At 72.0% G+C, this 21898-nt stretch carries 14 protein-coding genes and 1 pseudogene; 5 read left to right on the top strand and 10 right to left on the bottom strand.

Annotated elements, in window-relative coordinates:
* Positions 1 to 120: 120 nt before the first annotated feature.
* The gene (locus tag ACYUED_RS01680) at positions 121 to 465 is read left to right on the top strand and encodes an ArsR/SmtB family transcription factor (RefSeq protein WP_491290534.1); all 345 of its coding nucleotides are present in this window, start codon (positions 121 to 123) and stop codon (positions 463 to 465) included.
* A 6-nt stretch (positions 466 to 471) separates the two neighbouring features.
* Positions 472 to 999 carry an SRPBCC family protein gene (locus ACYUED_RS01675; protein WP_491290533.1) on the top strand — a complete coding sequence of 176 codons (528 nt, stop codon included), beginning with the start codon at positions 472 to 474 and terminating at the stop codon, positions 997 to 999.
* Positions 1000 to 1003: 4 nt separating this feature from the next.
* On the opposite strand, the gene ACYUED_RS01670 is transcribed toward ACYUED_RS01675, so the two are convergent.
* The 5 genes from ACYUED_RS01670 to ACYUED_RS01650 form a co-directional block, all read right to left on the bottom strand.
* A complete protein-coding gene (locus ACYUED_RS01670) occupies positions 1004 to 3820 on the bottom strand; it encodes an NHLP bacteriocin export ABC transporter permease/ATPase subunit (protein ID WP_491290532.1) in 2817 nt (938 codons plus the stop codon).
* 1 nt (position 3821) lies between these two features.
* Positions 3822 to 6044 (bottom strand): NHLP family bacteriocin export ABC transporter peptidase/permease/ATPase subunit, encoded by a 2223-nt coding sequence (locus tag ACYUED_RS01665; RefSeq protein WP_491290531.1) that lies wholly within the window; start codon positions 6042 to 6044, stop codon positions 3822 to 3824.
* Positions 6041 to 6847, bottom strand: a complete 807-nt coding sequence (locus ACYUED_RS01660) for a hypothetical protein (protein ID WP_491290530.1) — start codon at positions 6845 to 6847, stop codon at positions 6041 to 6043. Before ACYUED_RS01660 ends, ACYUED_RS01665 begins: the two co-directional genes overlap by 4 nt.
* Positions 6848 to 6967: 120 nt before the next feature.
* Positions 6968 to 7183 (bottom strand): type A2 lantipeptide, encoded by a 216-nt coding sequence (locus ACYUED_RS01655; RefSeq protein ID WP_491290529.1) that lies wholly within the window; start codon positions 7181 to 7183, stop codon positions 6968 to 6970.
* Between the two features lie 480 nt (positions 7184 to 7663).
* On the bottom strand, positions 7664 to 8077 hold the full coding sequence (locus ACYUED_RS01650) for a PaaI family thioesterase (protein WP_491290528.1): 414 nt from the start codon (positions 8075 to 8077) through the stop codon (positions 7664 to 7666).
* Between the two features lie 190 nt (positions 8078 to 8267).
* Here ACYUED_RS01650 and ACYUED_RS01645 point away from each other — a divergent pair, with 190 nt between their 5' ends.
* Positions 8268 to 9737, top strand: a complete 1470-nt coding sequence (locus tag ACYUED_RS01645; RefSeq protein ID WP_491290527.1) for a S1 family peptidase — start codon at positions 8268 to 8270, stop codon at positions 9735 to 9737.
* Between the two features lie 107 nt (positions 9738 to 9844).
* Here ACYUED_RS01645 and ACYUED_RS01640 read toward each other — a convergent pair whose 3' ends face one another.
* Positions 9845 to 11998 carry a SpoIIE family protein phosphatase gene (locus ACYUED_RS01640; protein WP_491294795.1) on the bottom strand — a complete coding sequence of 718 codons (2154 nt, stop codon included), beginning with the start codon at positions 11996 to 11998 and terminating at the stop codon, positions 9845 to 9847.
* Between the two features lie 272 nt (positions 11999 to 12270).
* Between ACYUED_RS01640 and ACYUED_RS01635 the strand changes: the two are divergent.
* Positions 12271 to 12852 (top strand): annotated as a pseudogene (locus tag ACYUED_RS01635) (LuxR C-terminal-related transcriptional regulator); the annotation flags it as partial.
* Here the strand turns inward: ACYUED_RS01635 and ACYUED_RS01630 are convergent.
* From ACYUED_RS01630 to lanKC, 4 genes are all read right to left on the bottom strand, one after another.
* Positions 12775 to 14646: an ATP-binding cassette domain-containing protein gene (locus ACYUED_RS01630; RefSeq protein ID WP_491290526.1), complete on the bottom strand. Its 1872-nt coding sequence runs from the start codon at positions 14644 to 14646 to the stop codon at positions 12775 to 12777. The pseudogene ACYUED_RS01635 and the gene ACYUED_RS01630 overlap by 78 nt on opposite strands.
* Positions 14643 to 16349, bottom strand: coding sequence for an ABC transporter ATP-binding protein (locus ACYUED_RS01625; protein ID WP_491290525.1), 1707 nt, complete (start codon positions 16347 to 16349; stop codon positions 14643 to 14645). Before ACYUED_RS01625 ends, ACYUED_RS01630 begins: the two co-directional genes overlap by 4 nt.
* A gap of 106 nt (positions 16350 to 16455) precedes the next feature.
* Positions 16456 to 16575, bottom strand: a complete 120-nt coding sequence (locus ACYUED_RS01620) for a SapB/AmfS family lanthipeptide (protein WP_266527803.1) — start codon at positions 16573 to 16575, stop codon at positions 16456 to 16458.
* Between the two features lie 73 nt (positions 16576 to 16648).
* A complete protein-coding gene (gene lanKC, locus ACYUED_RS01615) occupies positions 16649 to 19228 on the bottom strand; it encodes a class III lanthionine synthetase LanKC (RefSeq protein ID WP_491290524.1) in 2580 nt (859 codons plus the stop codon).
* A 196-nt stretch (positions 19229 to 19424) separates the two neighbouring features.
* On the opposite strand from lanKC, the gene ACYUED_RS01610 reads away from it, so the two are divergent.
* Positions 19425 to 21872 carry a SpoIIE family protein phosphatase gene (locus ACYUED_RS01610; RefSeq protein ID WP_491290523.1) on the top strand — a complete coding sequence of 816 codons (2448 nt, stop codon included), beginning with the start codon at positions 19425 to 19427 and terminating at the stop codon, positions 21870 to 21872.
* Positions 21873 to 21898: the final 26 nt, after the last annotated feature.

Here is a 21898-nt window from a genome sequence, read left to right as displayed (position 1 = left end):
CGGTTTCGTACACCTAGAGGCTAGACCACCGCGAGCGAAACGGCAACGTTTCGATGGGCTGTGGTCGCAGTGGTCTTGTATTCCTTGACGGGAATATAACTACCGAGGCATATTGGGCTCATGTCCGACGCCGCGCTCTGGACCGCCCTCGCCGATCCCCACCGGCGGGCCATCGTCGCCCTGCTCCTGGAGCGGCCGCGGCCCGTGGGCGAGATCGTGGAGGCATGCGGCCTGAGTCAGCCGAGCACCTCCAAGCACCTGAAGGTGCTGCGGGAGGCGGGCCTGGTACGGGTACGGCAGGACGCTCAGCGTCGCGTCTACGCCCTCGACCCGGCCCCGATCGCCGAGCTCGACACATGGCTGGCGCCGTACCGGGCGCTGTGGAACCGCAGCCTGGACCTGCTGGGCCGACGCCTCGACGAGACGGCGACGGACGATCCCGAGGAAACCTCCCCGAAGGACTGATCCACCATGGCCGCTGAACCCACCGGCACGTATCTCACCCTGGACGACGGCCGTCCGGCCGTCCGCTTCAGCCGCATCTACGAGCACCCGATCGAGCGCGTCTGGCAGTTCGTCACCGACGCGGAGGAACTCGCCCACTGGTTCCCGTCCCGAGCGGAGATCGACCCGCGCCCCGGCGGCACGATCACCTTCAGCGGCGACCCGCACATGCCCGAGTCCACGGGCCGGGTCCTCGCCCTCGACGAGCCGCGCCACCTGTCCTTCGAGTGGGGCGGCGACGAACTGCGCTTCGACCTCGAGGCACTGGACGACAAGCGCACCCGCTTCACCCTCACCAACGTCCTGCAGGCCGCCGACACCGCCGCCCGCAACGGCGCCGGCTGGGAGGTGTGCCTGGCCGCCCTGGACGCGAAGGCGCGCGGTGAGCACCTCGGCGGGCCGCACGCCGGGGCGGGCGTCCCCTGGAAGGAGTTCTACGAGGAGTACGTCAGGACGGGGGTGCCCTCCGGCGCCCCCGTCCCCGGCATGGACTGAAGGCTCACGCCATCTGCCGGCGCACCAGCTCGTGCAGCCGCCCGCTCGTGTCGGCCAGCAGCTGCGCGGGCGGGCCCTGCTGGGCGACCTTGCCGTCCTCCATGACGATCACGCGGTCCGCGTCGAGGACCGTGGACAGGCGGTGCGCGATGACGATGCGGGTGGCGTTGAGAGCCTTCGTGGACTCGATCACCGTGCGCTGTGTCTCGTTGTCGAGGGCGCTGGTCGCCTCGTCGAAGAAGAGGATGCGGGGCCGGCGGATCAACGCCTGCGCGATCATGAGGCGTTGGCGCTGGCCGCCGGAGACGGCACCGCTGCCCGACACGATCGTGTGCAGGCCCATCGGCATCCGCTTGATGTCCTCGGCGAGTCCCGCCATCTCGGCCGCCGCCATGGCCTCCTCCGGCGTGTACGGCTCGGTGCCGCAGATGACGTCCAGGATGGAGCCGGTGAAGGGCTGCGCGTGCTGCAGGACCACGCCGCATTGGCGGCGGACGGCCGACTGGTCGAGCGCGCCCAGGTCCTGACCGTCGTACAGCACACTGCCGGAGACCGGCTTGTCGAAGCCGATCAGCAGCCTCAGCAGCGTCGACTTGCCGCAGCCGCTGGGACCGACGATCGCCACGAACTCGCCCGGACGTATCGCGAACGACACGTCGTCCAGGACGAGCGGGCCGTCGTCCGAGTACCGGAACGACAGCCGCCGCGCCTCGATCGCGCCGGACAGCGGGCCCGGCCGGGTGCTCGCCGTGCGCACCTCCGGCGTCGCCTCCAGCACCGGTTTGATCTCCTCGAACAGCGGCAGCGCGGCCACCGCCGACACGAACGCGCCGGTCAGCTGGGTCACCGAGGTCAGCAGCATCGTCACCGAGGTGTTGAAGGTGAGGAACGCGGCCGCCGACATCACCCCGCGCGCCGGGCCCGCCAGCAGCATGAACATCAGCAGGGTGCACAGCGGCAGATACACCGCGCCCATCACCGTGGTGAGGTTCTTGATGCGGCCGACCCGCTGCTGCAGTTCACGGCTGCGGGCGAACTCCGAGGCCCAGGCCGCATAGGCGTAGTTCTCGGCCGCCGCCACCCGCAGCTTCGGCAGCCCGCGCAGGGTCTGGAACGCCTGGTTGTTCAGCTTGTTGTTGAGCACCACCAGCTTGCGCTGCCAGCGCACCTGCCACAGGCCCAGGCCCAGGAAGGCGCCCGCGATGACGACGAGCATGCCGATCGCCGCCAGCGCCATCATGGGGCTGTACCAGAACAGCAGCCCCAGGTTCATCGCGCCGACGGTCACCGACTGGGCGACCACGGGCCCGACTCCCGCCATCAGACGGCGAATCGAGCTGATGCCCATCGCCGCGCTGGCCAGCTCGCCGGTCGAGCGCTCGGTGAAGAACTTCGTCGGGAGTCTCAGCAGCCGGTCCCAGACGGCCGGTTGGAGCGTGGCCTCGATACGGCCCTCCATGCGGAGGATGGTGAGGTTCTCCAGCAGCATGAAGGCCGCCGCCACGACGCTGGTGAGCATCACGGCCAGGCAGACCTGGACGATCAGGCCCGTCTGTGCCCTCGGGACGAACTCGCCCAGCACCTTGCCGGTCGCGATGGGCACCAGCGCACCGATCGCCACCGTCACCAGACCGCTGATCAGCAGGCTCGTCAGGTCGCCGCCGGTGCCGCGCATGCTGAACCGCAGCAGCCGCAGCGGGCTGAGGGTCCGTTCGGGCAGCGGACGGTAGAACATCACCGCACGCGCCTCGAACTCCTCCGCGTTGGCCTTCTCGATCGGTGTCTCGCGGCCCGTCGACGGATGCACGGCCACATAGCCGCCGCGCCGCCACAGCAGGGCCACCGGCGCACCCGACAGGGCCCGGTGGCCCACCAGCGGACCGACGTTGTCCCGCCACCAGCGGCCGTCCAGACGCACGGCCCGGGTGCGGACACGGGAGGCGATGGCCACGAGCTCCACCGGGTCGAGCCGTTCGCTCTCCGTCCCGCTCTGCGCGGGCTCGGCCAGCGTGATCCCGGCCGCTTCGGCGACCAGCTTGCACGCCGCGTACGAGGCGTCGGCGTCGGCGGCCGTGGCGCGCTTGCCCGACGACTTGCCGATCGAGGCGAGCAACGTCTGATCGGCCTGGGCGCGGACCGCCTCACCCGCCTTGATGCCGGCAGCCGTCCGTGTCTCGTGCGAGCGCTCCAGTTGCTCGATCCAGCGGTCCAGCGTGGTCAGCAGCCGGTACTGCTGGTCGACCATGCTCTGCCAGATCGCCGGGTCCATCAGCAGGTCGGCGGCAGCTTCCGCGCCGTAGAGCGAGCCGTACTGGACGCTGCCCGGCGGCACCTGCATCCAGAAGACGTCGTCGTCCGTGACCTCGGCGGCGCCCTCGGTCGCCATCGGTGCCTGGAAGAGGACGGACAGGCTGCGGCCGACACCGAGGGCGAGGGCGTACTCCAGGGGGCTCGTCGTCGGCGGTACGTACTGGGGATTGCCGTACTCGTCGTAGGACCAGGTCTGGGTGTCGGCCGTCTGGTACAGCTCGCGCAGCCCGATGCGGTGCACCACGCAGTCGCGCAACGGGCGGGCGACCAGGGTGTGCTGCGGTCCCGGGACCGGGCCGAGGACCAGCGAGCCCGCCTCCAGGCGGCCGAGGTGGTGCCAGTGACCCTGCTGTCCGGCGTCCACGGCGAACAGGTCCAGGCTGCCGGCCGCGACCAGCCACAGCACCTGCGGTCCTTCGAGGTCGAGCCGGGTCAGGCCCGAGCAGTCGACCAGTGTGCCCATGGAGCCGAGGGCGCCGAGAACGAGGTCGCCCTCGTGTGCGGTCGTCATCTCATCGCTCCCTGACCAGCGCCGCGTACGCGCCACCGCGCGTCACCAGCTCCTCGTGCCGTCCGCGCTCCACGATCGTGCCGTGCTGGAGCACCACGATCTCGTCGCTGTCGCGCACGGTGCTGAGCCGGTGCGCGATCACCACACAGGCGCAGCCGCGCCGGCGCAGGTTGTCCATCACGACCTGTTCCGTCTCCGCGTCCAGGGCGCTCGTCACCTCGTCGAGCACCAGGATGCTGGGCCTGCGCACCAACGCCCTCGCGATCTCCAGGCGTTGACGCTGCCCGCCGGAGAAGTTGCGGCCGTCCTGCTCGACCTTGCTGTGGATGCCGCCGGGGCGGCGCGTCACCACGTCGTGGAGCGCCGCGTCCCGCAGCGCGTCCACCACGGCGTCGTCGGGAATCGAGGGATCCCACAGGGCGATGTTGTCGCGGACCGAGCCCTCGAACAGGAAGACCTCCTGGTCCACGAAGGAGACGGACGCCGCGAGCGCGCCGCGCGGGATGTCATCCAGGCGCCTGCCGTCGATGCGGATCACGCCTTCCCAGGGGGTGTACAGGCCCGATATCAGGCGGGAGACCGTGGACTTGCCGCTGCCGGATCCGCCCACGAGGGCGACCTGCTGGCCGGGGCCGACGGTCAGGTCGAAGCCGGTGAGCAGCGGCTTGTCGAGCGGGTTGTAGCCGAAGGTGATGTTCTGCAGTTCGACGTGACCGTGCAGGCGGCGCGTGGAGTCGCCGGCGCCGGGGCGGCCGTAGAGCGGGTCGGCCTGGAAGTTCTCGACGTCCTTCAGACGGGCCACGTCGGCGGCGAAGTCCTGGATGCGGCCCGCCACGCCGTTGAGCCGGGTGATCGGTGCGGTGAAGCGCGTGACCAGGGCCTGGAAAGCGACCAGCAGACCCACCGAGATGCCGCCCTCCACCGCGCGCATGCCACCGATCCACAGGATCAGCGCGCTGTTCAGGGCGGCCAGCGTCGGCGCGACCACACCCAGCCAGGCGCTCGGCACACCGAGCCGCTGCTGCTCCTCCAGCGTGGTGGCATGCTGCCCGGCCCACTTGCGGAAGTAGCCGTCCTCACCGCCGGTCGCCTTCATCGTCTCGATCAACTGCAGCCCGGTGTAGGCGGTGTTGGTGAGCCGGGCGCTGTCCGCGCGCAGCTTCGCCGTCCGGGTCGCGCGCAGGCGGATGACGACGCGCATCGCGACGATGTTCAGCAGGGCTACGCCGATGCCGAGGAACGTGAGCTGCGGGTCGTAGGTGTAGAGGAGTACGGCGTAGAGCACGACGACCACCGCGTCGACGCCCGCCGCCGCCAGATCACGGGCCAGGGTCTCGGCCACGGCGTCGTTGGACTGCAGTCGCTGCACCAGGTCGGCCGGGCTGCGCTGGGAGAAGAAGGTGACGGGCAGCCGCAGCAGATGCCGCAGGAACCGGGCGCTGGAGAGGGTGGAGGAGATGATGCGACCGCGCAGCAGATTCGCCTGCTGCAGCCAGGTCAGGACGATCGTGAGCAGCACGGACGCGCCCATCGACGCGAACAGCACGCCGAGCAGCGAGGTCTGCCCGCCGATCAGGAACTCGTCGATGTAGGTCCGGCTGAGCGCCGGCACGGCCGCGCCGACCGCGACCAGCAGCAGGCTCGCCAGTACCGCGGCGGGCATCGTGCCCGCGGTGCCGCGCAGCCGGGCCGGCATCGCGCCGAGCACACCGGGCCTGCGGCCGCCCTTGGTGAAGCCCTCGCCCGGCTCCATCACCAGCACGACACCGGTGAAGCTGCCGTCGAAGTCCTCCATGGGCACGAAACGGCGGCCCTTGCCGGGGTCGTTGATGTAGACCCCGCGACGTCCGAAGCGGCGCCCCATGCCGTCGTAGACGACGTAGTGGTTGAACTCCCAGAACAGGACGGCCGGCGTCTTCACCTCCGCGAGGGCCGCCGTGTCCATCTGCATGCCCTTGGCGGTGAGGCCGTAGCTGCGGGCCGCCTTCAGCAGGTTGCTGGCGCGCGAGCCGTCGCGGGAGACACCGCACGCGATGCGCAGCTCCTCCAGCGGGACGTGCTTGCCGTAGTGACCGAGGACCATCGCGAGGGAGGCGGCGCCGCACTCCACCGCCTCCATCTGGAGCACGGTGGGCGTGCGGACGGTCTTCGCCCTGCCCACGGGAACGGGACGCTTGGGCGGAGCGGCGCGCCGCCTGCTCCGCGTCTCCTGTGCGGTGCTCACGGCAGCAGCCAATCGACGGGACGCTGATCGGCCAGCCGGATGGAACCCGAGGCCAGGGTCATGGAGGTGAGGTCGAACGGCGGCCCGTCCTTGGACGACCACCGGTAACCGCTCTTCGTTGCGGACGACTTGTCCAGGCGCACGAGTACGGCGACCGGGCGGCCCGACCTGGTGAACTGCTCGCCCAGTTGGCTGTCCCCGAGGAACGAGGCGATCTGCTGGGCCGACTGGGCCGAGCGGTCCACCGACTTCACATGGCCGCGCAGCACGCCGTACGTCTGCGTCGGCACCGACGAGACGGTCAGGTCCACGACGGCGTTCGCGGGAATGGAGGCCGCGTTCTCGGCGGGGACGTAGACCGTGGCGTAGAGGGGATCGTCGGCCTTGGCGACCTTCTCCACCGCGGCGACGTTCGCGCCGGTCTGGATGATCTGGCCGATGGTGGCGGCGAGGCCCGTGATCCGGCCCGCCGCGACCGTGCGGACGATGGTGGCGCCCTGGCTCGTACGGACCTTGAGCACCGGGGAGTCGGCCGGCAGCCGCTCGCCCTGCTTGGCCAGCACCGCGGTCACCTGGCCCGCGACCGGGCTCTGCAGGATGTAACTGCCCTCACCGTGCGTGAGGATGGCGGGCGCGCCGACCGTGGAGGTCACCGAACCGGTCACCGCCCACACCGAGGCGGCCGCCATCGCGACCACCGTCACGGACAGCACGAGCCAGCCCTGGGGGCGGGCGAAACGCACCGGAAGGTCGAGCTCCTCCGGTGACTGGAGCTTGGCGAGGGCTTGTTGGCGGAACTGCACGGAACTTCCCTCACCTGAAAACGAGAGAGGACCGGCTCGCACGAGCCGGCTGGTTTGTGGCAACCGAAGGCCCCGGAGCCGTGTGACGGCTCCGGGACTCGACGATCACAAAAGGTGCGATCAGAGACCGGCGACCAGGCCCGTGACCGGGGCGGTGTTCAGGCCGGTCACACCCTCGAGGGTGCCGACGGCCGTGTCGACCAGACCGGAAACGGGAGCAATGCCGTCCAGCGCACCGGTGGCGGTGTTGACCGCGTTCACCGAAAGACCGCCGGAGACGTTGTCGAGCTCGGCGTCAGAGATCTCGACGGTCTCAACACGGGGGGTGGAGTTCATGATGGAACTTCCCTTCGTATGGGTATGTCACAAGGGGGGAGCGGCCCCGTCTGGGGACAGAGCGACGGCCGCGAACCGCGAGCGCCGGGCGCCCGTTTCCAGGAACCCTTCGCGGCCCCCGCGGTGCGATGGATCAAAGCACGCGGCGGGCCCGCGGTTCCAATCAACCAGGCGTCTCACCAGGCAACTTGGATCTCAGGGGCACCGAACGGTGCAGGTGTGCGCACGGCACGGCGGCGAGTTCTTCACACGCGCCACCGCATTGGTTCATTCATGGCCTTGCCGTGGTGTCGACGAATCCGACACTCCCGTCCCAATGACGTAGCGGGCGCTGTCGTGGTGTGCAGATCCTTCGCCCGCGGTGACTTGGTTGCGCATTGGATGTGCAGATTCACTGAAGCCGGGATTCCGATCGGTGTTCTGAACAGAGCGTTGCCGATCGACTGCGGACCGTGTCGGTCCAGTGGTGCACGGGCCGTGTCAGCCCAGAAGTGCGTAGACCGTGCTCGCGCGCGCCGCGAGTTCCCCCGATGCCGCGTCGGTCATCGTGACGTCCGCGAACGCCATACGGCGGCCCAGCTTGGTGAGCACCGCCTCGATGAGGACATCCGATCCGGTGACCGCGCGCTGGAACGACGTGGACTGCTGAACCGTCGTCATGGGGCCGTACGCCCCGCGTGCCGCCGACACCGCGATCACGGTGGCGGTGTCGGCGGCGGCCATCAGCGCCTGCCCCGACAGCCCCCCGCCCTCCCGCGACAGGCGCTGCGACCAGGGAAGTCGCAGCGTGGCCCGGTCGTCGGCCAACGACTCGACCGTCAGGCCCAGTTCGAGGACCCAGGGGGCGAAGTCCGCGGAAAGGATCTTGTCGGCTTCGGCGGTGGTCATCGTCATATGGGCGATTGTTCCCCGTGCCGGTTAGCCAGGCGCGTGTCATGGCCGATTCGGCATCGGGCAAAGCGAGTTGGCAAACGGAATTGAACGCACCACGAGGCCCGTGCGTACCAACAGCCATCCAGGCGCCCGAACAGAACAGCTGCCGGACGGCGGCACAGACTCCGGTCCCCCCAGGAGGTCGAGAAGCTTGAGTCACAAGCGAATTCCGAAGCGCAAGGCCGCGATCGCGGCAGGCAGCGTCGTGGCGCTCGGCGCAGCCGCAATCCTGCTGCCGAACGCCAACGCGTCGCAGGACGGCTCGTCGGCCGACGCCGCCCCCAAGACCCTGAAGGCGACCGACGCATCGGATCTCGCCTCGCAGCTCCAGGACATGCTCGGCCAGGCCTTCGCCGGGTCGTACTACGACTCCGGCAAGCAGCAGCTGGTCGTCAACGTCATATCCGGCGACAACAACGTGGTCGTCCAGGCGAGGAAGGCGGGCGCGAAGGTCCGCGAGGTCAGCAACAGCCTCGCGGCGCTGAAGGCGGGCGCACAGACCCTGAAGGCGAAGGCGACCATCCCGGGCACGGCCTGGGCGGTCGACCCGAAGACCAACAAGCTCGCCGTCACCGCCGACAGCAGCGTGACCGGCGCCCAGTGGGACAGACTGACGTCGACGGTCAAGAGCCTCGGCTCCGACATGGCGACCGTGAAGAAGTCCTCCGGCACCTTCAAGACGCTCGTGTCGGGCGGCGACGCCATCTTCGCGCAGGCGCAGGGCGGCACCGTGCGCTGCTCCCTCGGCTTCAACGTGACCGCCGGCGACGGCAGTCCGGCCTTTCTGACCGCGGGCCACTGCGGTGTGGCCGCAAAGCAGTGGTCCGACTCCGAGACCGGGCAGCCCATCGCCACCGTCGACCAGGCCACCTTCCCGGGCAACGGCGACTTCTCGCTGGTGAAGTACGACGACGCGAACACGCAGGCGGCGAGCGAGGTCAACACCGGACAGGGCCAGGCCGTCCAGATCACCCAGGCCGCGGAAGCAACCGTCGGCGAGCAGGTCTTCCGCATGGGCAGCACGACCGGCCTGCATGACGGCAAGGTCACCGGTCTCGACGCCACGGTCAACTTCCAGAGCGAGACCGACCCTGGTGGTGTCGACACGGTCACCGGTCTCATCCAGACCGACGTCTGCGCCGAGGCCGGCGACAGCGGTGGCTCCCTGTTCACGCAGGACGGCGGCGCGGTCGGTCTGACCTCCGGCGGCAGCGGCGACTGCACCAATGGTGGCGAGACCTTCTTCCAGCCGGTCACCGCCGCCCTCCAGGCCACGGGTGCGACGCTCGGCGCCGGCGGCGCGGGTGCGGGCGCCGGTGCGGGCGACCAGGCCGGCACCGCCGATCCGTCCGCCTCCGCGGGTGACCAGGCGGGCACCGCCGATCCGTCCGCCTCCGCGAGCGGCCAGGCGGGCGGCGGCGACGCCGTCGGTGGCGGCAGCCAGGCAGGCACCGCGGACCCGTCCGCGACGGCCGGCGACCAGAACGGGGCCGGTGACCAGTCCGGCGCGGGTGTGGGTGACCAGTCCGGTGCCGGTGCGGGTGACCAGTCCGGTGCAGGCGTGGGTGACCAGAGCGGTGCCGGCGTGGGCGACGGTTCGTCCCAGACCGGGACCCACTGATCGACCCGATCCGATCCGACCCGACTCGCGGTTCCGGTCGACGGTGACGGTGGACGGTCCGGCCCTCCGGCGGGAGGGCCGGACCGCGTCGTGTCCGGGCCTGTCCCTCAGGCCTGCGTACGGGCCCTGAGCAGCAGCAACGCCACGTCGTCGAGGCGTTCCCGGGCGGCCGCGCTGTGCTGTACGAGATGGTCGGCGAGCTCGTCCAGGGGCAGCTCCCCGGCTTCGGCGAGCCGCTGGCCGAGTCCGGCGAGCGCGTCCTCGATGTCGACGCCGGGGGACTCGATCAGCCCGTCCGTGTAGAGGGCGAGCACGGAACCGGGCGTGAGGTCGACCTGCGTCGTCGGATAGACGGCCGAGGCGTCGATGCCGAGGAGCGGGCCACCGGCGAGATCGAGCACCCGCACTCGGCCGTCGGGGCGGCGCAGCAGCGGCGGCGGATGACCCGCCCGGGCCATCACGGCCTGCCCGCGCGCGGGATCGAGACGCAGGTACAGGCAGCTGGCGAACAGTTCCGCACCGAGATCGATGAGCAGCCGGTTGGTGCTGCGCATGACCTCCTCGGGTGCCTGTCCGACGGTCGTGTAGGCGCGGACGGCGGTGCGGATCTGTCCCATCAGCCCGGCCGCGGTCACGTTGTGCCCCTGCACGTCCCCGATCACCGCCGCGGCCACGCCCTGCGTGGGGACCAGGTCGTAGAAGTCGCCGCCGATCTCCATGCCGTCGGTTGCGGGCAGATAGCGGGAGGCCGCCTCGATTCCGGGCAGCGTCGGCAGTGAGTGGGGCAGCAGGGCGGCTTGCAGGCCGTGGGCCAGCTGGTGCTTGGCGTCGTAGAGCAGAGCCCGCTCCAGCGCCTGCGCGATCAGACCGCCCAGGCTCGTCAGCACCGCCCGCTCGTCCGCGGGGAACGGGTGCGGTTCGGCGTAGGCGAGCACACACGTGCCCACCGGACGTCCCGAGGCGATCAACGGCAGATAGGCCCAGGCCTCGAAGCCGTCCGGGGTGGCGAGCCGTGACCGGTACACGCGCTCCAGCTGCTCCCGGGACTCGAAGAACGCCGGAACCCCGGTGTTGAGGGCGTTCGTGCCCGGCGTCGGCTCCGCCAGCGGAAGCCCGTCGAACCGCTCCACGACGTTCGCGTCCGGATATCCGTGGTGCCCCAGCACATGCAGCCGCCCCGCCCGCGAGCCGAGCACCACGAGAGCCTGGCTGCCCGCGGCCGGCGCGACCTCGTTCGCGACCAGCTGCACCACGTCCTGCACGCCCACGGCCTCGGTCAGCGCACCGGCCAGGGTCAGCACCTGCGAAATGGTGACCAGCCGGGCCGGGGTGTCGCCGGGCTGCGGACCGGCCCGGTTCATCTCCGCCACCGCCCGCGCCCGCGTGACCCGGACACTGAGCCCGGTCGTACTGGGATACATCCGGAACGACAGCCAGTCCCCGGGCGGCCGCACCGCCACGAACGAGGTGGTGTGCTGGCTGAGCAGCGCGGCCCGGTAGCGGTCCTCGTACACCGGGTCGTTGAGCCAGGGCACCGACGCCCACAGCTGGGTGCCCAGCAGTTTGCTGACCGGGAGCCCGATCAGCTCGGCCGCCGCCGCGTTGGCGAAACAGACCCGCCCGTGCAGATCCAGCGAGCACAGCCCGTACGGCAGCCGTGCCACCATCCGTGCCGACTCCACCGTGCCGAGCGTGCCGGCCGCGCCGCCCACCGGCGGTACGCCGAGCAGATCGGGTTCGTGCAGCAGCGGAAGACTGTCCTCGAGAGCGCGCTCCAGCCGGATGGCGAGACGGTCGCAGGCCGCGGTCAGATGGTCCCGCTCCCGGTCGGACAGCTCGGGCGGATGGGCGCCGGGCCAGGTCACGAAGACCGCGCCGTACGCCGTCGACTCCGTCGCCACCGGCAGGGCGGCGAGTGCGAAGGGGTACGGCAGCACGACGGCGATGCGCGGATAGCGGCGCGCCATCTCCTCCTCGCCGCCCACCCACACCAGGCGCCGCGTGCGCACCGCGTCGGCGACCGGGATCGGCGCGCTGAGTCCCACCCGCTCCCACGGCGCGGCGAAGGCCCGGGGCAGCCCCGCCATCACGGCCATCTCCAGGACCGGTTCGCGGGGCGCCAGCAGATACACCGCGCCGGAGTGCGCGTGGACGTCGTCCATCATCGACGCCAGCGCAAGGGACAGCAGCGGACGGCCCACTCGGGTCCGCGCGGCCGCCGGAGCCTGTGCGGACGTCTGCGCGTCGGACACGCCGACCACCTCCTCGCACGGCCGGGTGACGGGTTCCACGGACTAAATCTGCCCCTTGGCGGCCCGTCGCGCACGGCGAGCGGTGAGGCGACCTCACACCCGGCCCGCGCAAACGGGCGCGACACGGCTCCCCGCACGGTGATGAACCGCCGCCTACCCCCTCGGCCGCGGACCATGCCGCCTCAGTCGATGCGCGGGTGGTGCACGCAGTGCCGGGCGTGCGCCCCCACGCACCGCATTGGCCGGATCTTCGCGCCCCAGTGCGGTCGCGGACGCTGAGAATGGGCACGCGTTTCACCACCAATCAGACCGGCGGACGGAAAGCTGAGGGGCGGGCAGTGATCCGGGTACTTCTGGTGCACGACGAGTGTCTGGTGCGATCGGTGCTGGCGCAGTGGCTGCGCGGTGAAGCCGATCTCCGAGTGGAGGACGCGCCCTGGAGGAGCGCGCCGGGCCGGGTGCGTTCCCTGCGGCCCGATGTGTGTGCGGCGGACCTGGAGTGCGCGGACGCATACGGCATCGCGCCGCTCGGCGACCTGTGCTCCTGGGGCCCGGACGCGGCCCCACCGAGACTTCTCGTGCTCGCCAGTGCGAAGAGACCCGGGCTGCTGAAACGTGCCATCGAGGCGGGCGCGCTCGGCTACGTCGACAAGGAGGGGTCGCCGGACCATCTGGTGCGCGGAATCCGGCGGGTCGCCCAGGGGGAACGTTTCGTCGACGACTCCCTGGGCTTCGGCTTCCTCAAGGCCGCCGAGATGCCGCTGACCCGGCGGGAGCTGAGCGTGTTATCCCTCGCCGCCGAGGGGGCCTCCGTCGCGGAGATCGCCGGGAGCCTCCACCTGTCCCACGGGACCGTGCGCAACTACATGGCGGCCATCACTCGCAAGACAGGGGCCCGCAACCGCATCGACGCGATCCGCATCTCCCAGGGGGAGGGCTGGCTGTGACGGCACGGGCGTCCAGCCGCCGACGAGATCCCGGTACAGCGGCGAGGTCTCCAGCAACTCCTGGTGGGTTCCGCACGCCGTGCCCCGGCCGTCCATGACCAGCACCCGATCCGCGCGCCGGGCGGAGCTGATGCGATGCGCCACGACGACGAGGGTGCCGCCCGGCCGCCGGGCGAAGGCCCGCTCGGCGCGTTCCTCCGCCTGCGGATCCAGATGACAGGTCGCCTCGTCGAGCAGGGCGAGCGGGGCGTGCGACAGATAGGCCCGGGTCAGCGCGATCAGCTGCCGTTCGCCCGCGGAGAGTGCCGCGGGGTCGACCCGGGCGCCGGGTCCGCCGAGCGCGTCGAGCAGCGGGCCGAGCCCCACCGCGTCGGCCGCCGCGTGCAGCTCCGCCTCGCACACGGGGTCCGGCCGCAGATGGGTCAGGTTGTCCGCGACGGTGCCGGTGAAGACGTACGCCTCCTGGGGGATGAGTACCCGCTGCCGTGCCGCAGCGGCGGACGGCACCGCCTCCCCGCCGACCCGGATCGTGCCCCGGCACGGTTCCAGCAGCCCCGCTACCAGGGCGGCGAGCGTGGACTTGCCGATGCCGCTGGGGCCGACGACGGCCAGGTGGGAGCCGGGGGGAAGGGTGAGGCCGAGGTTGTCGATGACGGGGACGGCAGTGGGGCCGTAGGCGAAGGTCAGGGAGGTGAGGGAGAGGGCGGGGGTGGCGGCGGTGTCGGGGGTGTGCGGGGTGGGGCGGTGCTGCGGAGCGGGCGGCTCTTGCCTGTCGCCGCCGGGTGCCGGGGGCGGCGTCAGTCGCCGCAGGACCACGGTCAGACGTGAACCGCTCGTGCCCAGGCCGTGGACCAGGTTGCGGAGGGCCGGGAGGAGGGACTGGGTGAGGTAGGCGAGGGCGCCGACCACGGCGCCCGTGGTGACGCCTTGGGCCAGCAGCCAGGGTGTGGCCGCGAGCAGCAGCACGATCGGGAACTGGCCGCCGATCGCGAGCGACGCCACACGCAGCACGCCCCAGCGGGCAAGGGAACGGGCGGCCCGCAGTTCGGCGTCGATGTGTTCCCCCGCGTCGGCGGCCATGCGTTCCTCGGCGCCGGTGGCCGTGATGTCCCGCAGCCCCGGGCAGACGGCACCCAGATGCCCGGCCAGCGCCTCGTCGGCCACGAGGAACGCCTCCTGCCTGCGGGCCAGCGGCCGTAGCGACGCCGCGAACAGGGCCACCCCGGCCAGGAGCGGCGGCCCGACCACCAGCAGGAGCAGCGGAGCGAGCGAGAACAGCCCGACCAGCGCCCCCACCGCGGTGAACACGAACGAACGCGACACCATCACGAGCCCCGCGAAGGTGTCCCGCGCGATCTCCACCTGCTGAGTGAGCGCCGACAGCACCCCGTCGTCGGCCTCCCGGACCCCACGCTCGACCACGCCCTCGACGAGTCGGTCCCGGAGGGGTTCGGCCAACGCGGCGACGGCGGCGTAGACCCGCCCGGTCCCCACCGCACCCACCACGACAGCGAGCCCGGCCACAGCGAGCCAGGCGAGCCCGACATCGGCGCGCCCCGCCAGGAACCCCGCGTCGAGGGCCCGCGCCGGGGCGTATCCGGTGACGAAGGTCTGCCCGGTCTCCAGCACGGACCAGCCCCCGAGCCGTGCGACCACGCCCCGGCGCGCCCACAGGAACCGGACACCCCGCACCCCGATCCCCCCGCTCATGTCCGCCCCCCGTCCCCGAAGGCCGCCCGGTACCCCGCGATCCGCAACAACTCCGCATGCGTCCCCACCGCCCGCACCCTCCCCCCGTCCAGCCACGCCACCGCGTCCGCCCGGGCCGCCGTGGCCGCTCGGTGGGCGATGAGGAGCCGGGTGCCGCCCGAGCCGTGGGCCGGCAGGGAGTCCGTGATCTGTGCTTCCGTCACCGTGTCGAGACTGGAGAGGGCGTCGTCGAGAATGAGCAGGCGGCTGTCCTGGGCGAACGCCCGGGCCAGGCCCAGGCGTTGGGACTCGCCGCCGGAGCGCGGGGCGTCGGCGCAGCGGGTGGCGTAACCGTGCGGAAGGCGGCGGACGAAATCGTCCGCCCGTGCCGTTCGGGCCGCCTCGCGGATGCGGGCGGGGGAGGGGCGCCGCAGGCCGAGGCGCAAAGCGTCCTCGATGGTGGTGCCGAGGAGCGCGGGGCGTTCGAAGGCGTAACTCACTGACCGGCGAAGGTCGTTGTGGGTCAGTTGACAGAGGGGGACGCCGTCCAGCAGGACCTCTCCGGCGTCCGGGTCGGCCAGCCGGCCGGCGATCGCGGCGAGAAGTGACTTGCCCGTGCCGGAACGGCCGACCACGGCGAGCGTCGTGCCGCCCGGGACGACGAGGTCGAGGCCGTCGAGGACGGTGCGCTCGCCGCGGCGTGCCGTCACGCCGCGCAGCTCCAGTCGGCCCGGTCCGGGCGGCAGCCGGAGGGCACCATGCGCGGTGGCCGGCTGAGCGAGGAGCTCGTCGAGGCGCCCGGCGGCCGCCCTGCCCCGGGCCAGGCTCGCGAACTGGCCGACCAGCACGCCGACGCCCGTCGCCAGGACCGCGTACCGCGAGGCCGCGAGGACGTCGCCGACCGACAGCCGATGCCGGGTGAGGAGAACTCCGGCCACGGCGACGACCCCCAGCTGCAGCAGCGGCGCCACGGCGCTCGCCTGGGCCGCGGCCCGTCCCTGGATCCGCCACACGCGGTGTCCCGCACGCGACAGCTCCGGCAGCGGCCGCAGAATCCGCGCCGCCTCCTTGTCCGCCGTACCCGCCGCCTCGATGGTGCGGCGGCCGGCGACCGCCTCTGCCAGCGCGCCCGCGATCCGCCCCTGGAGCCGCTGGTAGTCCGCCACGCATCGGGTCGTGTCACGGGCGAAGGCACGCAGCAGGAGGGTCAGGACCGGTGCTCCGGCCAGGAACACGGCCGCCAGCCACGGGTCGATCAGGCCGAGCGCCACGATGCCCCCCACAGGACCGGCGAGCGCGGCGAGCAGTGCGGCGCGGGCTGCCGGAGTGGTCCCCGCCTGAGCCGCGTTGCCGACGAGACGGGAGACGAGTTCGCCCGGGCCGAAGTGTGCGGCGGCGCGCGGGCCCACGGCCAGCACATGGCCGGTCAGCCGGCGCCGCAGCCACGCGGTCGTCCGGGCGTCGACGGTGCCGCCGAGCACGGTCTCGCAGGCGTCCAGCAGGGCCAGCAGCAGGACGATCCCCGCGCAGTACACCACCCAGCGCGTCGCCGGGGCGTGTGCCAGGAGGAGGTCGAGGGTGCGGCCGAGAGCGGCCGGCAGGAGGAGACCGGCACCGGTGGACGCCGTGCTCATGAGGCACAGGGCCACGCAGCGGGAAGTGCTGTGCCGGGTGGCCGAGTTGAGCAGGGCGGAGCGGCGTACGGGCTCTGCGTGAGTCGTCATACGGCCGCGGCCTCGCATCCGGGGTCGGTGTGACCGTGCCCAGGACCCCGGGCGGCCCCTCCCTCGCGGGAGCGGACCGCCCGGAGCCGTGAGCGCACGATGCTCGTCAGAGACAGAGCAGAATGCTCGCCGCGCTGATGCAGGAGAGCAGGCTGACGGTGCTTGCGCCACCGCCGCCGCCGGTGTGTTCGTCGGACTCCATCGTCTGCAGGTCGAGCAATGCCATGTCGTGTCCTTTCATCGATGTCCACTCGTGGGGACGGGGTTGCGTCACGACTCCGTCAGGTTGCGGAGCCGCGTCATGAGGGCCGCCTGGGCGGCGGCAGGAAGGGCAGATGAGCGGTGGGCGGACGAGCGGTGGACCCGGCGTCCAGAGCCGCGCTCAGCGCGAGCAGGCACCCGGCCGTTCCGGTGCCCAGATCCATGGACAGCCGCATCATCTGGTGCCCGGGAAAGGCCAGTTGGCCCTGGAAGTCCATCGCGAACCAGCCCAGGGCGTCGATCTGTTCGGCCAACCGGTCCGTGGCGCCCGTACGGGCGAGGTGCAGGATCATGCCGGAGCGGCCCTGGAAGAGGCCGGGCTGCGCGTAGAAGCGACACGTGGCGGCGGTGAGAACACCCTGGCGCACCAGCTCGAACTCCCCGGTCCCGGGGCCGACATGGGCCAGGTAGTCGTCGAGGACCATCCCCACTCCGGCGCTGCCGTCCCCGAGATACGGCAGCGTCCGCCACCCCTCGTCGACCTCCAGCGCCCCGCCCTCGCGCACCACGCAGCACTCGAGGTCCCGGCGCAGTGCCGCACCCGCCGCCGCCAGCAGCTCCGGGTCGCCGGTCCACTCGTACTGCCGCAGCAGGAACAGCGCGGGCCCGCTCGCTCCCCGCAGCAGCCCGGCCCGCTGTCGGGGCGTGTCCGGCCGAGGCTCGGCGAGTCGTCGTACGAGGATCCGTGCCGCCTCCGCGGCACGCTCGCGCAGCTCCGACTCGCCCGTGGTGCGGGCCAGTTGACCGAGAACCAGTCCCAGGCCGGCCAGACCGCCGTGCAGGTCGGAGGAGAGGTTCTGCCACTTCTCGTCGAGGATGCCCTCGACCAGGTCCAGGGCCCGCCGGCGGTGACCCAGCCGGTCCAGGACATGGGCGACGCCCGCGAGACCGTCGTACAGGCCGAGCGGTGTGCCGGCGGGCGCCGGGTCCGTGTGGTCGAGCAACCAGCGCTCGCCCTCCTCGTACCGCGCGGCACCGGTCTCGGCCAGTGCGTACAGCACTCCGGCCGCGCCGTGGGCGAGCCCGAGCCCGCCGCCGTCGGAGAACTGGGCGATGTCGCCGGGGAAGAGCCGGTCGTCGCGCTCCGGGGTGGCCGAGGCGAGGATCGCCTTGACCATCGAGTCGCGGCTGTGCGGCCGGTCGCCGGGCCGCACGAACGCCGGGGCACCCACGCCGGCGCCCCGCGTGATCTCCGCGACCGCCTCGTCCAGGAACTCCTTCGGTACGTCCGGGAACTGGTCCGCGATCACCTCGGCCAAGTGCGCCGCCTTGCCCCGGTCGACCACGAACAGGGTGGTGACGGGCAGGAACAGCGCCAGCCGTAAGCAGGCCAGCGCATAGCGGTCGACGTCGAGGCCCGTCCGGTCGGGCGGAGCGAAGAAGCCCGGGTGGGCGACGACCTGACGGCCGCTCGTGGCCACCGGCGCCGCCGCCTCGAAGTCGAGCAGGAACACCGACTCCTCGTCCGGCGCGACCATGATGTTGAAGACGTGCAGATCGTTGAAGACGATCCCGCGCGCATGCACCGACTCCACCGCACGCTCCACCGCCCCGTGGATGCGCACCGCCCACTCGGTGTAGGCGGCCACGGCCTGCGGGTCGGGGTCCGGCGTGAGCAGCGGATGCCGCTCGGCGAAGAAGGAGTTGAGCGGGCGCCCCTCCAGGAAGTCCATGACGAGGAACCGGTGGTCGCCCAGCGTGAACCAGTCCCGCACCCCGGGCACCACACCGGTTCCCGCCACCCGCTCCAGCGCCAGCTTCTCGCGCTCCAGCCGGGCGACCGCGTCCGCGCCGTCCGAGGCCAAGCCCGCGTGCGGCCGCCCTTCCTTCAGGACGATCCGGCTTCCGTCCCGGGTGTCGGTGCCCGCGTACACCCCGCCGCCGTTGGAGAAGTGCAGCGCCTTCTCGATGCGGTACGGCAGTTCGCCCACCGTCGTGGTGTTGCGGGCCGCGAGATGCGGTTCGAGGAACGCGGGCAGCGTCACCCAGTCCGGCACCTGGAAGGACGGCGCCCGCCGGTCCGGCACCAGCGTGCCCGCGCCGTCCCGCACGGCCGGCACGAGCGAGCCCCGCTCGTCGACGACGAAGGTGCGCGCGAAAGCGCCGTAGCGCACATAGAGCGGACCGTCGTGCCAGCGCAGATCGGTGAGGATGTACGGCCCCTCGAAACCCTCCAGCAGCCGGCCCAGCTCGCGCAGCACCTGGTGGAGCTGCTCCTCGTCGGCCGGGTACACGGTGACGAACTTGCCGCTCGTGTCGCGGGCCGCGTACTTGGTGTTGCGCAGGTGCAGCAGATGCGGCCCCGGCACGAACTTGAACGGGATCCGGCGCGACACACAGTAGTCCCACACGATCGCCGCGATGCGCTCCGCGTCGGCCCGGGTGGCGGAAGCGTGGATCTTCCAGCCCTGAGCCGGGCCGGGCAGCGGGCTCCCGTCCGCGCCGAGCGGCGTCAGCGTCAGCCAGTCGCCGATCCGCGCCGACCGCCAGCCCTCGGGCACCTCACGACGCGCGGCGTCGAACAACGGCGCGTCCTGCCGTCCCGGCGCGGAGAGCCGGTCCGGCGTCTCGTAGAAGTGTCTGTCCGCCAGCGCGTACACCTCGTACCGCTTGTCCATGCGTCCCCCTCCGTGGCCCGGCATCGACACTTTCAGTCGACCCGCGGTCCCGGACAGTCACGACTGTCACGAGATCACCGTGCGGTACGCATGCGTAAAGACATGTTCGGCGAATTTCGAGTGGACCCGCACGACGAGTTCCACGGAATGCTCACAGGGGCTGCGCGCGCGTCCTTTACGCGCTGTAATTGCGGACGTGGTCAGTGAGGGCGCTGAGGGACGCAGAACGAGAACTCTGCGGGCCGAAGGTGCCCTGAAAGCGCTCACGTCCGGTCCGGCCTCGCCCGAACGGGTGCGTCGCATCCTGGAGCAGGCACTCGTCTACGCCGGTGCGACCTTCGCCGCCGTGTACACGCCGGGCGAGGACGGCGAACTGCTGTGCCTGGTCGAGTCGGCGGGCGTGCCGAGGACGCTGCTCGGCCTGCGCGACAGCTATCCACGCTCCGGGACCTCCCCGGTGGCCGACAGCCATCGCTCCGGGAACCCGGTGTGGCTCGGCCCGGAGCAACTCGCCGAGTCAGCCGAGGCGCGGCGGACGCCGTCGCGGGACTTCTTCCTGGCCGTGCTGCCCGCGCGCGGCGACGACGGCGGTGGCTCGCTGCTGGCCGTCAGCGAGCGGCCCGACGGGTTCGACACCGAGGACCGCAAGTGCCTCGAACTGATCGCCGATGCCGTGGGCAGCCCCACCCCCGCCCGGGCCGTCGCAGGCGCCGAGCTGCCGTCCAACGCGTTCATCCTCGCCATGGACAGCGGCCGGGTCGAGGTCGGCGACGACATCCTGGAGCTGTTCGCCCTCACCCGCTCCGACTTCGACGGCAAGGTCGAGACCCTGCTGGGCCTCACCGTGCCGGAGGACCTGCCCTCGCTGATGTCCGTGGTCGAGGCCGACCACATGTCCATCGGCGACCGTGAGCTGGAATTCCGGGTCCTGCAGCCCTCGGGCCCGCCGAAGTGGCTCAGCCTGCGCGGACGGCTGCAGGCCGGCGGCGAGGGACAGCCCGCCAGGCTCGTCGGCACCGTCGGTGACGCCTCCAAACTGCGCTCCGACGTCACCGACGTGGCCCGCGTCCAGCGCCTCGCCGCCATGCTCGCCACCGCCGGCACCGTCCGCGACGTCAGCCAGGCCGTGGTCGCCGCCCTGCGCAAACCGCTGGAAGCCGACCGGATCGCGCTCGCCGAGCTGGAGGGGGACCGGCTCGTCGTCACGGTCCTCGACCCGCCCGAACCGGAGTCCTGGCCCGAGCTGTGGCGCATGGAGTGGCGCAGCGAATGGCCCGACGCCCCGGTGCGCGCCATGCCCACGCTCGCCGCCGCCCTGCGCGAGGGCCGGGCCCACATCTGGCCCGCCGGCGCGCCCCTGGAGCCCGCCCTCGCGGACGTCGGCCCCGGCGGACTCGCCGTCCTGCCGCTGCCCGCCGGCAACCGCATGGCCGGCGCCTGTCTGATCGGCTGGGACACCCCGCACGACTTCGGCCCCGACGAACGCGCCCTGCTCACCGCCTCCGCCGGTCTCGCGGGCCAGGCCCTGATGCGCGCCCACGCCTTCGACGCCGAACACGAACTCGTCGGCATGCTCCAGCGCCAGCTGTTGCCCCGCCGTCTGCCCAAGCTGCCCGGCGCGGTCGCCGTCGCCCGCTATCTGCCCACCACGGCAGGCCTGGAGGTGGGCGGCGACTGGTACGACGTGATCCCGCTGCCCGACAACCACGTCGCCCTCGTCATCGGCGACGTGCAGGGCCACAACGCGAGCGCCGCCACCCTCATGGGCCAGATGCGCACCGCGCTGCGCGCCTACGCCGTGGAGGGACACCCGCCGGACGTGGTCGTCTCCCACGCCAACCGGCTCCTCATGGACCTGGAGACCGATCTCTTCGCCACCTGCTGCTACGTCGACGTCGACATGGAGGAGGGCTCCGCCTGGTACGTCCGCGCCGGACATCTCCCGCCGGTGCTGCGCCACCCGGACGGCGGCACGGAGGTGCCGGACGTGGAGGGCGGACCGCCGCTCGGCGTGGTCAGACAGGCCGACTTCCCGCTGAGCGTGCTCCGGCTGCAGCCCGGCACCGTGCTCGCGCTGACCACGGACGGCCTCGTCGAGTCCGCCGACGCCGACATCGACGTCGGCCTCGACCACCTCGCCCACGAACTGTCCCTGTCCGACCCCGCCGACCTCGGCCTCGTCGCCGACGCCCTGCTCGGCAACGCCCGGCGCAGCGACGACGTCGCACTGCTCCTGCTGCGCTACGACGGCATGACGCTGCGCCCGCAGCGCGAGAGCTGGACCGTGTGGCGTGTACCCGAGGCCGTCGGACACACCCGCCGTTTCACCCGGCGCACCCTGCGCGCCTGGGGCGTGACCCCGGACGACATGGACGCCGTACTTCTCGTGGTCTCCGAGCTGGTCACCAACGCCCTCGTGCACACCGACGGCCAGGTCCGCCTCGACCTCACCCTTCTGGAGAACAAGCTGCGCGTCTCGGTCGCCGACTCCTCGGCCCGCACCCCCGTGAAGCCGACCAGTATCGGCTGGGAGGCCACCGGCGGCCGCGGCATCCTCCTCGTCGAGGCCATGTCGGAGACATGGGGGACCGTGCCGGTCAGCGGCGGCAAGCAGGTGTGGGCCGAGCTCGCCGTCGGCCTGTGACGTCGGCGTGACCGTCCTGGTGACGG

The organism is Streptomyces sp. DF42, from assembly GCF_058267695.1.
Note: the sequence above shows the minus strand (reverse complement) of the source record. Positions and strands in the feature narration are given on the sequence as shown.